Annotated in this window: 17 protein-coding genes; all 17 read left to right on the top strand. The window is 40.9% G+C overall.

Features of this window, described 5'->3' with window-relative positions; all coding sequences use genetic code 11:
- The first annotated feature begins 5 nt into the window (after positions 1-5).
- The 17 genes from ispG (at position 6) to RMB13_RS19380 (ending at position 16,785) form a co-directional block, all read left to right on the top strand.
- Entirely contained in the window at positions 6-1,121 is a 1,116-nt protein-coding gene (gene ispG, locus RMB13_RS19460) for a flavodoxin-dependent (E)-4-hydroxy-3-methylbut-2-enyl-diphosphate synthase (RefSeq protein ID WP_004641112.1), read from the top strand.
- On the top strand, positions 1,118-2,410 hold the full coding sequence (gene hisS / locus RMB13_RS19455; RefSeq protein WP_005036932.1) for a histidine--tRNA ligase: 1,293 nt from the start codon (positions 1,118-1,120) through the stop codon (positions 2,408-2,410). Before ispG ends, hisS begins: the two co-directional genes overlap by 4 nt.
- Positions 2,411-2,438: 28 nt before the next feature.
- The gene (locus tag RMB13_RS19450; protein WP_004641116.1) at positions 2,439-3,137 is read left to right on the top strand and encodes a tetratricopeptide repeat protein; all 699 of its coding nucleotides are present in this window, start codon (positions 2,439-2,441) and stop codon (positions 3,135-3,137) included.
- A complete protein-coding gene (gene bamB / locus RMB13_RS19445; protein ID WP_311086119.1) occupies positions 3,137-4,282 on the top strand; it encodes an outer membrane protein assembly factor BamB in 1,146 nt (381 codons plus the stop codon). The genes RMB13_RS19450 and bamB overlap by 1 nt, the downstream gene beginning before the upstream one ends.
- Positions 4,283-4,469: 187 nt before the next feature.
- Positions 4,470-5,879: a ribosome biogenesis GTPase Der gene (gene der, locus RMB13_RS19440; protein ID WP_005036930.1), complete on the top strand. Its 1,410-nt coding sequence runs from the start codon at positions 4,470-4,472 to the stop codon at positions 5,877-5,879.
- 196 nt (positions 5,880-6,075) lie between these two features.
- Complete coding sequence (locus RMB13_RS19435) at positions 6,076-6,690, top strand: beta-ketoacyl synthase chain length factor (RefSeq protein WP_311086118.1); 615 nt, start codon at positions 6,076-6,078, stop codon at positions 6,688-6,690.
- Entirely contained in the window at positions 6,675-7,478 is an 804-nt protein-coding gene (locus RMB13_RS19430) for a lysophospholipid acyltransferase family protein (RefSeq protein WP_311086117.1), read from the top strand. Before RMB13_RS19435 ends, RMB13_RS19430 begins: the two co-directional genes overlap by 16 nt.
- Before the next feature lies 1 nt (position 7,479).
- Entirely contained in the window at positions 7,480-7,740 is a 261-nt protein-coding gene (locus tag RMB13_RS19425) for a phosphopantetheine-binding protein (RefSeq protein WP_000067033.1), read from the top strand.
- A 5-nt stretch (positions 7,741-7,745) separates the two neighbouring features.
- Complete coding sequence (locus RMB13_RS19420) at positions 7,746-8,000, top strand: acyl carrier protein (protein WP_080592314.1); 255 nt, start codon at positions 7,746-7,748, stop codon at positions 7,998-8,000.
- Positions 7,997-8,551 carry a septation protein IspZ gene (locus RMB13_RS19415; RefSeq protein ID WP_311086116.1) on the top strand — a complete coding sequence of 185 codons (555 nt, stop codon included), beginning with the start codon at positions 7,997-7,999 and terminating at the stop codon, positions 8,549-8,551. The genes RMB13_RS19420 and RMB13_RS19415 overlap by 4 nt, the downstream gene beginning before the upstream one ends.
- A gap of 9 nt (positions 8,552-8,560) precedes the next feature.
- Entirely contained in the window at positions 8,561-10,219 is a 1,659-nt protein-coding gene (locus tag RMB13_RS19410; protein ID WP_311086115.1) for an AMP-binding protein, read from the top strand.
- A 2-nt stretch (positions 10,220-10,221) separates the two neighbouring features.
- Positions 10,222-10,962, top strand: coding sequence for a glycosyltransferase family 2 protein (locus tag RMB13_RS19405; protein WP_311086114.1), 741 nt, complete (start codon positions 10,222-10,224; stop codon positions 10,960-10,962).
- A 2-nt stretch (positions 10,963-10,964) separates the two neighbouring features.
- Positions 10,965-11,891: an acyltransferase gene (locus RMB13_RS19400; RefSeq protein ID WP_311086113.1), complete on the top strand. Its 927-nt coding sequence runs from the start codon at positions 10,965-10,967 to the stop codon at positions 11,889-11,891.
- A 1-nt stretch (position 11,892) separates the two neighbouring features.
- Positions 11,893-13,428: an aromatic amino acid ammonia-lyase gene (locus RMB13_RS19395; protein ID WP_311086112.1), complete on the top strand. Its 1,536-nt coding sequence runs from the start codon at positions 11,893-11,895 to the stop codon at positions 13,426-13,428.
- A 9-nt stretch (positions 13,429-13,437) separates the two neighbouring features.
- Positions 13,438-13,866 (top strand): thioesterase family protein, encoded by a 429-nt coding sequence (locus RMB13_RS19390; RefSeq protein WP_000542808.1) that lies wholly within the window; start codon positions 13,438-13,440, stop codon positions 13,864-13,866.
- Positions 13,866-14,495 (top strand): outer membrane lipoprotein carrier protein LolA, encoded by a 630-nt coding sequence (locus tag RMB13_RS19385; protein ID WP_132070865.1) that lies wholly within the window; start codon positions 13,866-13,868, stop codon positions 14,493-14,495. The genes RMB13_RS19390 and RMB13_RS19385 overlap by 1 nt, the downstream gene beginning before the upstream one ends.
- A complete protein-coding gene (locus RMB13_RS19380) occupies positions 14,470-16,785 on the top strand; it encodes a hypothetical protein (protein ID WP_311086111.1) in 2,316 nt (771 codons plus the stop codon). The genes RMB13_RS19385 and RMB13_RS19380 overlap by 26 nt, the downstream gene beginning before the upstream one ends.
- The last annotated feature ends 27 nt before the right edge of the window (positions 16,786-16,812 follow it).

The following is a 16,812-nucleotide window of genomic DNA, read 5'->3' as shown; positions in this document are numbered from 1 at the left end:
ATACAATGATAGAGAACCCAATTAAACGTCGACCAACACGTAAAATCCGTGTTGGGTCGGTGTATGTCGGTGGCGATGCACCTATTAGCGTGCAAAGTATGACAAACACTGAAACTTGCGATGTTGATGCAACCGTTGCTCAGATTGAACGTTGCGCTGAAGCAGGTGCTGATATTATGCGTGTTTCGGTCCCATCTATGGAGGCTGCTGAAGCATTTGGCGCAATTCGTAAGCGCGTTTCAGTACCATTAGTTGCCGATATTCATTTTGACCATAGAATTGCCTTAGCAGTTGCAGATTATGGTGCAGACTGTTTGCGTATTAATCCGGGGAATATCGGGTCCGATCAGAAAGTTCGTGAAGTCGTTGCTGCTGCACGTCATCATGGCATTTCAATGCGTATTGGCGTGAATGGTGGTTCTCTAGAAAAAGATTTGCAAAAAAAATATGGCGAACCTACAGGTGAAGCACTGCTTGAGTCTGCATTACGCCATATTGATATTTTAGATCGACTCAATTTTCATGAATTTAAAGTCAGTGTAAAAGCATCTAATGTATTTTTAACAATGGATGCTTATCGTTTACTTTCAAAACAAATCGATAATCCATTACATCTTGGTGTAACTGAAGCGGGTATTTACCGTACTGGTACTGTGAAATCAGCGATTGCCCTTGGCGGATTATTGATGGAAGGTATTGGCGATACGATGCGTATTTCGCTTGCTGCCGAACCAGAAGATGAAATCAAGATTGGTTTTGATATCTTAAAATCATTGGGACTTCGCTCTAACGGGATTAACTTTATTGCTTGTCCGAGTTGTTCACGCCAAGAATTTAATGTTATTCAAGTGATGCAAGCTTTGGAGGAGCGTTTAGAAGATATTCGTACTCCAATGGATGTGTCAGTGATTGGTTGTAAGGTAAATGGCCCGGGTGAAGCAAAAGAAGCCGATATCGGGGTTGTCGGGGCGGCGCCTCGCTCACTGGTTTATCGTAATGGTGAGAAAAGCCATTTAATCGATACCGATCAATTGGTTGATGAAATCGAAACAATGGTTCGTCAACGTGTCCAAGAGCTTGAAGAAGCTAAATCTAAAGAAATTATTCGTAGTTCATCATGAGTTCAATTGTCGCAATCAAAGGTTTTAATGACGTCTTGCCAACGCAAACAGTAGCGTGGAGACGTCTCGAGCAACATTTAGCGTCTTTAATGGATGCTTATGGTTATCAACAAATTCGTTTGCCGATCGTTGAACAAACGGGCTTGTTTAAACGTGCTATTGGTGATGCAACCGATATTGTTGAAAAAGAAATGTATACCTTTTTCGACAAAGGTAATCCACCAGAGTCATTAACCTTACGTCCGGAAGGTACAGCAGGTTGTGTTCGCGCGATGCTCGAACATAACTTGTTGCGCGGTGCTACGCCACGCGTGTGGTATATGGGACCTATGTTCCGTTATGAAAAGCCACAAAAAGGACGTTACCGCCAGTTCCACCAGTTTGGTGTTGAAACTTTCGGTGTCGCCACTCCTGATATTGAAGCTGAAGTTATCTTGATGACAGCTCGGTTATGGAAGCGTATGGGCGTTGATCACATGGTTCAACTTGAGTTGAATACTTTAGGTGAAAAAGATGAACGTACAGAATACCGTAATGCTTTAGTTGCGTTCTTAAATGAACATAAAGAAGCTTTGGATGAAGATTCACAGCGCCGTTTAACGACTAACCCATTACGTATTTTAGATTCTAAAATTGAATCTACTCAGAAAATTCTGGAAAATGCGCCGAAATTATATGACTTTTTAAAAGAAGACAGTTTAAGTCACTTCCAACAATTGCAAGATTATTTGACAGCTGCGGGCGTTAAATTTGTAATTAACCAAAAATTGGTACGTGGTCTAGATTATTACAACAAGACCGTTTTTGAATGGACAACAACTGCACTTGGTTCGCAAGGTACTGTGTGTGGAGGTGGTCGTTATGATGGTCTGGTTGGTCAGCTAAAAGGTAAACCAGATCAATCTGTACCTGCTGTTGGCTTTGGCATGGGTATGGAGCGTTTATTGCTTCTAGTTGAGCAAGTTGAACAGGTCGAAGTTATTCGTGATTGTGAAGTCTTCTTGGTTGCAGAACCTGCTTATCAAACTAAAGCTTTGATTTTAGCGGAACAATTACGTGACCAGTTAGAAGCTGCAAATAGCAGTATTCGAATCAAAACAGGTTCGCAAGGCAGCATGAAAAGCCAAATGAAAAAAGCTGATCAGGCTGGAGCAATCTTTGCTTTGATTTTAGGGGAACGAGAGTGGGATGCACAGCAGCTTGCAGTAAAAGAACTAGCAACAGCTGAACAGTCACAAGTAGCAATTGCTGACCTCGTACCATTTTTAATCCAAAAATTTACAAAATAAACTGAAACATCTGGAAAAGGACAATCACATGAGCGTAAGTGATGAAGAACAATTCGACAGCTTAAAGTCGTTCGCCAAAAAATATGGTTCTGCCATGATTAGCGGAATTCTCATTGCGTTGATTGCCTTTTTTGGGTGGACATACTGGCAAAAAAAGAATCTGGCAACTAGCCAAGTAGAAACTGCAAAAGTACAGCAGTTAATGGATGAGGCAAATGCAAGTGCCGATAATCCTAATGCCTTAAGTTCGGTAACTGCATCGGCAGATAAAATTGTAAAAGATGATATCGACTCTGTTCAGGCAATACAGACTCAGTTTGTATTAGCAAAATTAGCCTATGAAAAACAGGACTATGCTGCTGCTGAAAAAGCATTAAAAAAAGTTGAAAATTCAAAAGTAAAAGATGAAGGTTTGATTCAGGTTGTAAAATTGCGTTTAGCAGATGCACAATTAGCGCAAAACAAATATGATGAAGCACTAAAAACCTTGTCTGGTAACGTCGATCCAGCATTTAAAGCAACGGTAGAAGAGTTACGTGGTGATATCTTTGTTGCTAAGAAAGATGTTGATTCTGCTAAAAAAGCGTATCAGGCAGCTTGGAATTCGTTACTAGAACGTAAACAAGAGCGACAAATTTTACAAATTAAACTCGAAAGTGTTGGCGTTTTAGTTGAAGATCCACAGATTGAGCGCCCAATTTTGGAAACACAGGTGGAAGAGTCTTAATGAATCAGAAATTCAAACTGCCTTTGGCAATTGCAATCGCATCGGCTGTACTGGTGGGATGTTCGAGTAATAAAGTAAAAGAAGTTAAACCTAATCCTCTACCGAAATTGACCGAGTCGAAAAAGACCTTAACGCCAGTGTTTTCGCGTAGTGTTTCTTCTACTGATAAGGCTGATCCATTACGTTTGCAACTTGATGCAAGCGATGGTGTGGTTTTCACGCTTGATCCAAAAGGCGAAGTAGCTGCATATCGTGGTAAACAACGCATTTGGGAGAAGAAAGTCAGCAAATTAGGCTTGAGCTCTGGTGTTGAAGCTGCTGAAGGAATTGTTGTTGTTGGTAATAGTAAAGGGCAACTCTTTGCACTAGATCAGGCAACAGGCGAACAGAAGTGGACTGCACAGTTATCGGGCGCATTGTTAAGCCCGTCATTGGTTCAATCTGGGCGCGTTATTACCATTGCGAATGATGGTACTGTATTTGCGCATGATGCTACTTCGGGCCAACAAGTTTGGGCTTATAAATTACCAAATGTACAATTTAGTTTGCGTGGTCAAGCATCACCGGTGAGCCTTGATCCTCGTACTGTATTAATTGCATCTGCGAATGCATATGTTTATGCAATTGATACGATTAGTGGTATTCCACGTTTCCAACGTCGTGTTGCAGTAAGCGAAGGTCGTTCTGATATTCAACGTTTAATTGATATCGAAGGTGATCCTACTGTAGCTGGACAGTTTATGGTAACGACCAGTTTCCAAGGTCAAGTGACTGTAACCGATCTTGCTTCTCAACGTGTAGTTTGGAGTGAAGATTCGAGCAGTACTAAACGTCCAGAAGTTTATGACAATAAAGTATTTGTCTCTTCAACAGATGGTAAGTTAACAGCTTACGATTTAGCGTCTGGCGAAAAAATCTGGGAAAATGATAGTTTGTTAAACCGTCACTTAAGTAATCCGGTTGTGCTAGGACAAGATCTTGTTGTAGGTGATTTAGATGGCGTATTGCATCTTGTTGAACCTGCAACAGGTAAATTAATTGGTCGTTCAAAAACAAGTGGTGAAGTTAATACATTACGTGTTATCGAGAACCAACTTTATGTTTCGACCAGAAAAGGCGATTTAAGTATTTGGCAGAATCGTTAATTTCGTTCGCTTGTGCTAAAATAAGCGCTTAACAAATTACGCTGTTAAAAATATCGGGGTGTTTGAATTAAATCAGTTCAAAGCCCCGTCTTTTATTATGGTCATCTCTGACCTTAAAATATATCTCCTGTACTGTTTTTAATGCTCATGCCATGAGATATGGCTGGTCTTGAATTAAGGTTATTGTATGAAACCCGTTATTGCGCTCATTGGTCGTCCGAATGTCGGAAAATCAACGTTATTTAACCAGATTACCAAGAGTCGTGATGCACTTGTAGCCGACTTCGCGGGCCTGACTCGTGACCGTAAATATGGTGATGCGACTTATCAGAATAAGTCTTTCATTGTTGTTGATACTGGCGGTATTGGTGAAAATGAAGGTGGTATTGATAACTACATGGCCGAGCAGTCAAAAACAGCCATCAATGAAGCAGATATCATTATCTTTGTGGTTGATGCGCGTGCTGGCTTATTGGCTTCGGACGAACAAATTGCCCGTGAACTGCGTACTTTGGGTAAAAAAGTTTACTTGGTTGCCAATAAAGTTGATGGTGTTCATGCAGAAGCTGCGTTGGTTGAGTTCTACAAACTTGGTATGGGTGAACCCTTACAAGTTGCTGCAAGCCATGGACGTGGTGTACAGCAAATGCTTGAGGATGTCTTGGTAGACGTACCTGAAGATGAAAATCCAGAAGAGCATGACAAAGCAACAGGTTTGCGTTTAGCGATTATTGGTCGTCCAAATGTGGGTAAATCAACTTTGGTCAATCGTTTGCTGGGCGAAGACCGTGTGGTTGCATTTGACCAACCTGGTACAACTCGCGACTCTATTTATATCCCATTTGAACGTGATGGTCGTCAGTACACATTAATTGATACAGCGGGTGTGCGTCGTAAAGGTAAAGTTGATGAAATGATTGAGAAATTCTCAATCGTAAAAACACTACAAGCCATTAAAGATGCACATGTGATTGTGGTGGTGTTGGATGCTCGTGAAGGCGTAGTTGAACAAGATTTACATTTGATTGGTTATGCACTTGAAGCTGGTCGTGCCATGGTGATTGCCATTAACAAATGGGACAACATGACCGAATACGATCGTAAACAGTGTAAATTGGATGTTGATCGCCGTTTTGACTTTATTCCTTGGGCGAAAGTTCATTTAATCTCGGCATTGCATGGCACTGGCGTAGGGGAAATGTACCCAACCATCCATCGTGCTTATGATTCATCGCATTTAAAAGTTTCTCCTGCGAAATTAACCCAAATTTTAAATGATGCGACTGAAGCGCATCAACCACCAATGATTGGTGGTAAGCGTATTAAAATGCGTTATGCGCATATGGGTGGACAAAATCCACCAACGATCGTAATTCACGGTAATAAGGTCGACAAAACCCCAGCGGATTATCGCCGTTACCTTGAGAATGTGTTCCGCAAAGTTTACAAACTGGAAGGAACGCCAGTACGTGTCGATTTTAAAACATCGGAAAACCCATTTGAAGGACGTAAGTCACAAGTGGATGAGCGCGTTGCGGCACGTAAACGTCGTTATGTACAGAAATTCAAAAAAGCTGAGAAAAAGTTTAAACGTTAAGCTTTTTAAAGTTCAAAAACCCAAAGTCTTCTTTGGGTTTTTTATTGCAAATAAATGAGCATGTGCCAAGAGTTATGAAAAAGTGTGAATGATAAACGTAATTTTTTGTAAATTTCATAACGAATGCTATAATCAGCATCTTTATAAAATAATTTATATTTCGACAGAATAATGCTGCTTAGGGTTCACTTTTAGCATGGTAACATTACATCTTGCTCAGCTCACATTTACACATGCTCAGCCCTCATATACAGCCCTTGACTGTATTCCAGCTATGCAGCGTAGACGGTTATCGCCATTAGCTAAACTTGCTTTAAATAGTGCGCTTGGTGCATTAGATGGCAGTAAAGCTGATTATATAGTTTGGGTATCACGATATGGTGACGAGTCTAAAACGTTGAATATCTTGCAAGACGTTTTAAGTGAGCAAACTCCCTCACCTACACAATTTTCAACGTCTGTTCATAATGCAATTTCTGGGCTTTATTCTATTTTATGTCAGGATGACACGCCATCTACCAGCTTAAGCTGTTCATGGAGTGAAGGTTTGATTGAGGCCTATGCTCTTTTAAAGTCAATGAAAGATATCCAGCGGGTATTGGTCGTTGCCTATGATGAACCCTTACCCCAAGTTTATGCTGAGGCGGTCGATTTCCCTGCCTATGCGATGGCTGCTGTCGTTACTCTAGAGCAACCTAATTTACAAATTACTTCGTGGACGCATACAGATGAAGCAGATGGTCCTAGTTTTGCTCATTTTTGGCAGGATGTTGACCAGTTAATATCTGCATTTGGGTGGAACAAATGCTAAATCTTAAAAATCTCAAACAAAAGGGTAATTATTGCTGGCGTGTGGCTGCAACTGGTTTTAGTTTTGCCAGTTTCGGTTTGGGTGGTATGGCAATTGCCTCAGTTATCGCCCCAGTACTAAATGCCACAACCTCTGATTCTGAAAAGCGTCAGCAGCGTGCACAGAATGTGATTAAGTATAGCTTTAAAGGCTTTACCGAAATGATGGTAAAACTGGGCATCATGACTTATTCGGTTGAAGGTTTGGAAAAGCTACAGAATAGTCGCCAAGAGCTAGTCATCGCCAATCATCCGAGTTTGATTGATGTTGTAGTACTAATTGGTATGATGCAGCAGGCTAATTGTGTTGTGAAGCAGTCTCTTTGGTCGAACCCATTTACCAAAGGACCAGTACAAAGCGCAGGCTATATTTTAAATGCAGGTTCTCAGCAGTTTGTTGAAGACTGTGTAAAGCGTCTAAAAGAAAACAATGCGGCTTCTCTTTTAATTTTTCCGGAAGGAACGCGCACTGAAAAAGGGATGACCCTCAACGAGTTTCAGCGCGGTGCAGCCAACATTGCCATCCGTGCAAATGTACCAATTCGCCCAGTAATTATTACCTGTACACCATCGACATTAACCAAGAATGAAAAATGGTACCACGTACCATCTCGACCATTTCATATCGAAGTGAAAGTACTCGATGCTGTACAAGTTTCAGATTTGTTAGATGATTTAACAGTAGGACCTAAACAAGTTCGTCAGTTAAGTCGTAGTTTTTATAAAATTTTTGATGAAGAGTTATCGTGAAATGAGCAATCTTGCTGATGAACTAAAGCAAATGATTATTGATGTTTTGGCACTAGAAGATATTACTATTGCAGATATTGATACAGAAGCTCCATTATTTGGAGAAGGTTTAGGATTAGACTCGATTGATGCACTGGAGTTGGGACTGGCTTTGAAAAAGCGTTACAACATTCATTTAAATGCGGAGTCGGATGAAACCAAACAGCATTTTAAATCAATCCAAAGTTTAGTTGCTTTAGTTGAAGCACAGCAGAAGTCATAAGGAGTATGATGATGTTATCTCAAGAGCAAGTATTAACTAAACTCCGCGAATGGATGGAAGATTTGTTTGAAATTGAACCGGAGTCTGTTCAACTCGATTCAAACTTATATTCAGATCTTGATGTAGACAGTATTGATGCGGTTGATTTAGTTGTAAAAATTAAAGAGTTAACGGGTAAGCAAGTAAAACCTGAAGATTTTAAAAATGTGCGAACCGTACTTGATGTTGTGACGGTTATTCGGAATATGACTGCTGAATGAAGCTCGTGATTAAAGGGATGATTACAGCACTTTTTGTGTTGTATCCCTTTATTGTGGGTTGGAGTTTGACGCACGGTCAATTTGTTTGGGTGAGTGTGTTACTCATCGGATTAGGTGTGGTCAGACTTTTTAGTAAAGGCAACTCATTATTATGGCCTTTAACTGGTTTTGCCATTGTTTGTGGCAGTCTTAGCTTGCTGTCACATAATCATGCTTGGTTAAAGTTATATCCGGTTGGCATGAGTTTGGGTGCATTGGTTATTTTTGCAATGACACTGATAAAACCACCGTCTATGATTGAACGCTTTGCCCGACTCATTGAACCTGATTTACCTCCTTCTGGTGTGCAGTGGACCAGACAGGTGACTAAGGTATGGTGCATTTTCTTTTTCTGTAATGCATTGATTGCTTTAAGCACCGTACTTTTTACATCGACTCAGGTTTGGGTCATTTATAATGGCTTTATTTCTTATGTGCTGATGGGCATTTTGTTCGTTGGTGAATTTATTTTGCGTAAGCGACATCAGCGTTTACATTCTACAAATCATTAATTAAAAATTATGCACTGTCATTTTCAAAAATTCATCGATTCAGCTCATCCACTTTGTATAGATGCTGCTCTACATTCGACCAGTTTTACTCAATTTTGGCAGGATGTTGCCTTACAAGCTGCTGCAATTGCTCAAATGGAAAATTTAACTTGGGCATTATGGGAAGCAGACAGCTATGAATTTCTGGTTTTATTTTTTGCCGCTTTGTTAGCAGAAAAACAGGTACTTTTACCACCAAATCGAGTACGCGAATTAGAACAAGATTTCGCAGCGCAGCAGATTTATTTTTTAAAGCGTCAAGATGTTGAAAAAGTTGTTCCTTTATCTTTAACCTTAGATGATGCTTTTTTAGAGCAGGCGCAACTGTTTTTTTATACATCAGGTTCAACGGGGGAGCCTAAAAAAATCCCAAGAACATTAAGACAATTATTAAATGAAGTTCAAGGATTAAGCCAGAGCTTTACTTTCAATGAGCATGCAATTGCGATCGCAACGGTCAGTCATCAGCATATTTATGGATTATTATTTAAATTATTGCTACCACTAGCGGCGGGTCGAAGTTTTTATTCCCCTCAAATGGCATTTCCTGAAGATGTAGTACAGGCTCAAAAACAATTAGAAATGTTGGGATTAAGCAATTATTTGATCTCAAGTCCTGCATTATTAAAACGTTGGACAACCGATGTCGTTTTGCAACACTGTCAAATGGTCTTTAGTTCTGGTGGCAAGCTAGAAAGTGGTGTTCGCCCTTTCTTAAACCGTCCGATTATTGAAGTTTTGGGAAGTTCTGAAACAGGTGGTATTGCCCATCGTGCTAAAGATGAGGATGCTTGGACTGCTTTTAGCAATGTGGCTATTTGTATTGAAGACCAACAGCTCATGGTAAAGAGTAATCATGCCTATGAGGATGATTGGATTACCACAGGTGATGGCGCAGCATGGTCAGATGCAACGTGTCAGACCTTTAAGCTGATGGGGCGTACAGATCGAATTATTAAACTTGAAGAAAAGCGCCTGAGCCTAGATGCGATCGAGCAAAGCATTCAAGCTTTAGATGCAGTACAGCAATGTCATGTACTGGTACTTGAACATGAGCATCGTCAAATATTGGGATGTATTGTTGTTTTAAAAGAAGATGCACGGGAACAGTTACAGCAACTAGGTAAGTCGGCTTTTGTTGGTCATTTAAAACTACAGTTGAAAGACAGCTTGGAAACTATAGCGATTCCACGTCAATGGCGTTTCCTAAGTCAGCTACCGCAAAATTCTCAGTCTAAACTCAATAAAAGCTATTTACAGACTCTATTTAAGCCTATGTTACAACCTGTGGTTTTGTCGCAGTCTCAAAGTTCAGATGACTATATTTTGAGCCTTGAGTTTCCACCAGAGTTAGCGTGTTTTAAAGGGCATTTCCCAACACAACCGATTTATCCTGGGGTCGGACAAATAGGTTTTTTACAACATTTTGCTAAATCAATTTGGTCGGACTTAAATTGGTGTCAGGGTTATGAACAGCTAAAATTTCAAAATCTGATCCGTCCTTATGCAATTGTACAACTTAAGCTTTCTCGAAAAGAGCATAAAGTGAGTTTTGAGCTACGCGATTCAGAACAGATTTTGGCTTCTGGGCGTTTATTATTCGCTTTGCAAACGGAAGTAGAGGGTTAAAAATGCAGACCAACTATGGCTTTGTTATCCCAGTTTATAACCATCCCCATTATTTAGCTGACTTGATTGCCTATCTAGACCGCTTCCATTTGCCGATTGTATTGGTAAATGATGGAAGTGATGATGCTTGTAGCCAGATTTTACGGGCATTGGCCGATCAATATTCACAAATTCATTTAATTGAACATGAAGTGAATAAGGGCAAAGGGCAAGCTGTGATTACAGGATTGCTTGCTGCACATGAGTTGGGTTTAAGCCATGCCTTACAACTTGATTCAGATGGGCAGCACCACTGGGATGACATTCCTAAATTTATTGAACAGTCCCAGCAACATCCCAGAGCTATGGTGATTGGTCAGCCGTACTTTGATGAATCTATTCCTAAAAAACGGTTGTACGGACGTTACATTACCCATTTTTGGGTGTGGCTTAATAGTTTGTCTTTTGAAATTAAAGACAGTATGTGTGGGTTTCGCGTGTATCCGCTCGAGAGCACTATTAAAGTTTTGAACAGCGCTAAGTTTCAGCCACGTATGGGTTTTGATAGCGAAATTTTAGTACGTTTAAAATGGGAAAATACCCAATTTATTAATGTGCCGACACCTGTTGTTTATCCAGAGCAGGGCATCTCCCATTTTCATGTCTGGCGAGATAACTTAGGGCTGAGCAAAGCACATGCAAGCTTGTTTATGGGTATGCTGATTCGCTTACCGAAGCTGTTAAAACAAAAGCTGCAAGGTTAATTATGTCAGATTCAGCTTCTCCAAAATGGAATGACATTAAAGAGCGAGGAGGCATGGTGCCCCTCATGCTTATGTTGTGGTTTTACCGTTTTGGTGGACGTTGGTTATGCAAGTTGATGATGTACTTTGTCATTATGTGGTATTGGTTGTTTGCCGCCACAGCACGACAAGCTTCCTTAATTTATTTACAAAAACTGCATCATTTTGCTGGAACACAGTCTCCCTTTACCCACGAACCAACTTGGGCAAATAGCTATACGCATTTTATGCAATTTGGTGAATGTATTTTAGATAAGATTGAAGGTTGGCTAGGTCATATCTCAGAGCAAAATCTAGAAGTTTTTGGGCATGAAAACTTTTCTCGGCACTACCAAAAAGGGGCGCTGATTGTGGTTTCCCATTTTGGCAATATTGAATTGCTTCGGGCAATTAAGTCAGAACATCCCCAGAAAATTAATGTGCTGGTTTATCAAAAACACGCGACCAAGTTTAATGAGTTTTTGAAAAAGCTAAATGATAAGGCCGATGTTTGCTTATTGCCCGTCGATGAGTTGGGTATTGAAACTGCTATGATTTTACAAGACAAAATGCAACAGGGTGAGTGGGTGATTGTTGCTGCGGATCGTGTACCTGTGCAGTCAGATCGTGTACAGCATGTCGACTTTTTAGGGGAATCAGCAGCCTTTCCACAAGGCGCATGGATCTTGGCAAATTTACTGAAAGTACCTGTTATTGCAGTGTTTTGCTACCGTGTGCAACAACAGTTCCAAGTTCATATTCATTCAATTGCCGAGCAGGTAAATTTACCCCGCGCTAACCGTATTGAAAGTATGCAAACCATAACTAAAACGTATGTTGCCGTATTAGAACAGCATTGTGTACGTGCCCCTTATCAATGGTTTAATTTTTATAATTTTTGGACGAAATAACATGCGTGTTTTAACCGTAGGTGAACAGCCACTGAGTATTGAAGATGTCGTTTCGGTCGCAAGAGGCGAATGTCTGGTTGCGTTACCTGAGTCATCTTCATGGCGTGACCTAATTCAAAAAGGTGCTGATTTTCTCGATCAGTTACTTGAAGAAGAAGGTGTCATTTACGGCGTGACTACGGGTTATGGTGACTCATGTTTAGTTGAAGTGCCATTACATCAGGTCAATGAGTTACCGCTACATCTTTCACGTTTTCATGGTTGTGGTTTAGGTGAAAACTTAGATGTGATCACTGCACGTGCAGTAGTGGTGACGCGTTTATGTTCGTTGGCTCGTGGTTATTCAGGTGTGTCTTTGGCATTGCTTGAACGATTGGTTTGGTTGCTGAATGAAAATGTGATTCCAGTCATTCCATCTGAAGGTTCGGTGGGGGCAAGCGGTGATTTAACGCCGTTGTCTTACATTGCTGGAACGTTAATCGGGGAGCGTGATGTCTATATTGATGGACAAATTACCCCTGTTGCTCAAGTGTATGCCGAAAAAGGTTTGCAACCATTAACACTCAGACCTAAAGAAGGTTTGGCGCTTATGAACGGCACTGCCGTGATGACGGCGATTGCTTGTTTAAATTATAAAAAAGCAGAGCAGATTGCACTCGCAAGTACTTTGATTACAGCTCTAAATGTATTGGCACTGGAAGGTAATCCAAGCCATTTTGATGAAGTACTATTTGCTCAGAAACCTCATCTGGGGCAGCAGCAGATTGCCAAACAATTACGTGATTGGCTCAACAGTGAAGTACAAATAGCACATCAAAGTCCGCGTTTGCAAGATCGTTATTCTTTGCGCTGTGCACCGCATATTATTGGTGTGTTTGAAGATTCAAAAGTATGGTTACGTCAGTTTATTGAAAATGAACTGAATTCAAGTAATGACAATCCATTGATTGATCCTGTAGGCATGCGTGTGTTGCATGGCGGGCATTTTTACGGTGGGCACATTGCACAAGCAATGGATAGCTTAAAAATTATGATTGCCAATATTGCTGACTTGATGGATAGACAGATTGCACAATTGGTCGATCATAAAATGAATCATGGTTTGCCACGTAATTTAACAGGGGCAACGGCTGAACGTTTACCACTGAATCATGGTTTTAAAGCTGTGCAAATCGGGGTGTCGGCGTGGACAGCTGAAGCCTTAAAAAACACTTTGGCAGCGTCGATTTTTTCACGCTCAACCGAATGCCATAACCAAGACAAAGTCAGTATGGGAACCATTGCTGCCCGTGATGCGAGCCGCGTGATCACCTTAACCCAACAAGTGGTTGCAGCCCTCTGCTGTGCCAGTGTGCAGGCCATTCATTTAAAAGGTTTAACCACACAGTTAAGTCCAACATTGCAAACGTTTATGCAATGGACCTTACAAAGCTTTGCATTTGTCGAAGAAGACCGACCATTACAAACCGAATTACAACAGATTGTTGATCGTTTAGACCAACTTGAATTGTTTAATCAACCAGAATTTATGGGATAAGGTGAGCCAATGCATGCTGATGTAATCATTGAAATTCCATTTCATGATGTCGATACCATGAATGTGGTTTGGCATGGACACTATTTAAAATATTTTGAGATTGCGCGCTGTAAATTGCTCGATCAATTTCATTACAACTATATGCAGATGAAAGAATCAGGCTATGCATGGCCTGTGATTGAAAGCCATGTTCGCTATGCATACGGTATTGAGTTTGAACAAAAGATTCGAGTGCGAGCCATTTTAAAAGAATGGGAAAACCGTTTGAAAATTGATTATCTGATTTTTGATGCTGAGTCTGGGAAACGTTTAACTAAAGGTTATACCACTCAAGTGGCGGTGAATATTGAAGCTCGTGAAATGTGTTTTCAGTCACCTCAAGTTTTGTTTGATCGTTTGAATGCGTGGTCTGAGTTTCAACCGAAGAGGAATGCGTGATGTCTCAATTCATCAAAACTTTAGGTTTAGGTACTGCTATATGGATGGGCAGTTTAAGTGCGGTCTATGCAGCACCGGCACAGATTACTCAAATTTTTCAGCAATTGTCACAGTCTCCTACCGTTCGTGCTGATTTCGAACAGCAAAAAAAACTGCCATCGTTGAATAAAACATTTGTGTCGAACGGCTCGTTATTGTTCGCAAAATCTTATGGCGTGGCATGGCAAATCAAACGACCTGTGCAAGCAGATTTGATTGTTACCCCAACCAAATTGGTACAGAAAACTCAGCGTACATTTAGCCAAATACAAGTTGATCAATCACCTTATAGCTCTGTAGCAACTTTATTTTTGCAGTTAATGTCAGGTAATGAACAGGCCTTGGCAAAAAACTTTAATGTGGTAAGTGCAAATTACAGCCCTGCTGGCTGGAGCATGAGCTTAACTCCAAAAAGTAGCCTGTTTAAAAAGCTGTTTGTGCGTGTTGATGCGCAAGGGCAACAGTACGTTAACCAAATTGTGATTACCGAAAAAGCCAATAATTTGACGACCATTCGTTTTAGTCACCAGACTTCTCAACCGACGACTCTAACGGCTGCTGAGCATGCGCTTTTCCAACTGGCAAAATAAGTTCACCGCGCTTTGGTTAATTGCTCTGCTACTGATCGCGGTGGGGCTTGGCGTGACGTGGCTGAATAAAGATATTCATATTCAAACTAATATTTTTGCGTTATTGCCTAAAGTTCAGCAAGACCCAGAACTTGCACGTACTCAGCAGTACATGAATGAGCAACTCAACAATAAAGTATTTGTGGTGGTAGATGCCAAAGATGAAGCTGCGATACAACAAGCGACTCATTTCTTAACAGCGCAGGCCAAGCAAAGTCAGTTGTGGCAGCCACTCAAGCCACAACTTGATCTTGATCAATTTGCAAAACAGTTGTATCAACATCGAGCAGGTTTGTTGAGTGCTCAAGATCAAGCCTTATTACAAAAGCTGGATTACGAGGCACTGACGGAACAAAGTCTGATGCAGATGATGAGTCCCGGCATGCCTGTCACTGCTGAGTCACTTAAGCAAGACCCGCTATTGTTGTTCCCTCGTTATGCCATGCAGTTGGCGAATCCGTCACAACAAGATATTGAAATGGAGCAGGGCTTTGCAACCATTCACCATGAGCAAGGTATCTCTCGGCTTTTCGTATTACAGTTGACTCAAAGCCCATACAACATTGATTATCAAGAACAGACCTCTACTTGGATTGAGCAAACTAAGCAAAAGTTAGCTGCAATGGGATTAAAATCTCATTGGACTGGAACTATTTTATTTTCAAATTTTGGGACGCAATCGGCTAAACAGGAAATCTCAACCATTGGTGTCGGTTCGACACTGGGCTTAATTTTTCTGGTTTGGTTTGGCTTTCGTTCATTGCGACCCTTGGCAACCGAATTTATTGCTGTTTCAACTGGAAGCTTTGTTGCATTTGCGGTTACACATTGGGTGTTTGGTGAAATTCACCTGATGACATTGGTGTTTGGTGCGAGTCTGATTGGTGTTTGTGTCGATTTTTCATTTTATTTTATGGCGATGCAATCACAGCATAGACAGCTTGGCGGTTTTCAAATTTTAAAACCACTATTGCCAAGCTTGTTTATGGGCTTAATGACTACATTGGTTGCATATATCTTTTTGAGTTTTACTCCATTTCCTGGGTTCAAGCAGATTGCAGTCTTTTCAATTGTAGGATTAACCGCGGCGTGGATCAGTAGTGTACTGCTATTACCAAGGTTACCTGCACTCAATGCTCAGCCAGCCATACGAGCATTGTCGTGGATTGGACAAGCACGCTTATGGTTTCAACAACGAGCTAAAATACGTTATGGCTTGATTGCAGCCATTTTAGCAGTGAGTACGGTGAGTCTTTTCTATCTCAAAAGTAACGATGACATCCGTAACTTACAAGGGATGGATGCCAGTCTGAAACAGCAAGACCAAGCTGTTCGTGAGCAATTTGGCCAGCAACAAAGCAGTGATTATTTTGTAGTACGAGCATCCTCTGCAAATGAAATGCAGCAACAAGAGCAGCAACTGATAGGGCAATTACAACAGTTGCAAGCAAAAGGAAAAATCAGTGCATTTCAAGCTTTGGGACAATGGGTTCCACCATTGGCAGAGCAGCAAAATAATCTACAACTATTAAGAAATATTCCAAAAGCGACTTTGCAGCAATATGCCCAAAGCATGGGGCTAAATGTCACAGATGTTTTACAGTGGCAACAGCAACTGGCAACACAACCACTATTAGATTTTTCGGTATTTAAAGATCATCCTTTAGCTTTTTTACAGCCTCAAGCCAATGAACGATTAGTGATGGTGACAGGGGTGAAACAACCTGAAGTGTTGAAGCAGCTTCAGAATGATCACATACATTTCCAGCAACCCATTACTGCAATGTCGCAAATGTTTGCTGAACATCGAGTGCAGGCTCAGCATCTTCTGATTTATGCCTTAATTGGTCTGGCGGTTGGTTTGGCGCTTATTTATGGGCTAAGTTCGATTGTGCCTTTGGTCCTGCCAGTAAGCTTGGCATTACTGAGCACTTTTGCTGTTCAGGCATGGTTAGGTGTCGAGATTAACCTGTTTAGTATTATGGCAACTTTCCTGATTATCGGGATTGGAGTCGACTATGCAATTTTTTACCGACATGGACATGATCACCCGCAAGTGGTTGGAATGGCGTTATTTTTATGTATGATGTCCACCTTACTTGGCTTTGGATTACTTTCATTTAGCCATACTTACGCAATTCATTGTTTTGGTTTAACGGTTTTATTCGGGGTTATTTTCTCGTTTATCTATGCGACTTTATTAACCCCCGCAGATGAAAAACATATCGTGAATTTACAAGACCATTCATAATTTGAATAAATTAAAAAGGAAGTTGTG

The organism is Acinetobacter sp. V102_4, from assembly GCF_031799005.1.
Taxonomy (GTDB): domain Bacteria; phylum Pseudomonadota; class Gammaproteobacteria; order Pseudomonadales; family Moraxellaceae; genus Acinetobacter; species Acinetobacter calcoaceticus.
The sequence above is the reverse complement of the archived record's forward strand: the minus strand, read 5'-3'. Positions and strand labels throughout refer to the sequence as shown.

Bases quoted from the DNA above. Each gene is read 5' to 3' on its own strand.
- ispG (WP_004641112.1), top strand. From the start codon at position 6: ATGATAGAGAACCCAATTAAACGTCGACCAACACGTAAAATCCGTGTT.
- hisS (WP_005036932.1), top strand. From the start codon at position 1,118: ATGAGTTCAATTGTCGCAATCAAAGGTTTTAATGACGTCTTGCCAACG.
- RMB13_RS19450 (WP_004641116.1), top strand. From the start codon at position 2,439: ATGAGCGTAAGTGATGAAGAACAATTCGACAGCTTAAAGTCGTTCGCC.
- bamB (WP_311086119.1), top strand. From the start codon at position 3,137: ATGAATCAGAAATTCAAACTGCCTTTGGCAATTGCAATCGCATCGGCT.
- der (WP_005036930.1), top strand. From the start codon at position 4,470: ATGAAACCCGTTATTGCGCTCATTGGTCGTCCGAATGTCGGAAAATCA.
- RMB13_RS19435 (WP_311086118.1), top strand. From the start codon at position 6,076: ATGGTAACATTACATCTTGCTCAGCTCACATTTACACATGCTCAGCCC.
- RMB13_RS19425 (WP_000067033.1), top strand. From the start codon at position 7,480: ATGAGCAATCTTGCTGATGAACTAAAGCAAATGATTATTGATGTTTTG.
- RMB13_RS19420 (WP_080592314.1), top strand. From the start codon at position 7,746: ATGATGATGTTATCTCAAGAGCAAGTATTAACTAAACTCCGCGAATGG.
- RMB13_RS19415 (WP_311086116.1), top strand. From the start codon at position 7,997: ATGAAGCTCGTGATTAAAGGGATGATTACAGCACTTTTTGTGTTGTAT.
- RMB13_RS19410 (WP_311086115.1), top strand. From the start codon at position 8,561: ATGCACTGTCATTTTCAAAAATTCATCGATTCAGCTCATCCACTTTGT.
- RMB13_RS19405 (WP_311086114.1), top strand. From the start codon at position 10,222: ATGCAGACCAACTATGGCTTTGTTATCCCAGTTTATAACCATCCCCAT.
- RMB13_RS19400 (WP_311086113.1), top strand. From the start codon at position 10,965: ATGTCAGATTCAGCTTCTCCAAAATGGAATGACATTAAAGAGCGAGGA.
- RMB13_RS19395 (WP_311086112.1), top strand. From the start codon at position 11,893: ATGCGTGTTTTAACCGTAGGTGAACAGCCACTGAGTATTGAAGATGTC.
- RMB13_RS19390 (WP_000542808.1), top strand. From the start codon at position 13,438: ATGCATGCTGATGTAATCATTGAAATTCCATTTCATGATGTCGATACC.
- RMB13_RS19385 (WP_132070865.1), top strand. From the start codon at position 13,866: ATGTCTCAATTCATCAAAACTTTAGGTTTAGGTACTGCTATATGGATG.
- RMB13_RS19380 (WP_311086111.1), top strand. From the start codon at position 14,470: ATGCGCTTTTCCAACTGGCAAAATAAGTTCACCGCGCTTTGGTTAATT.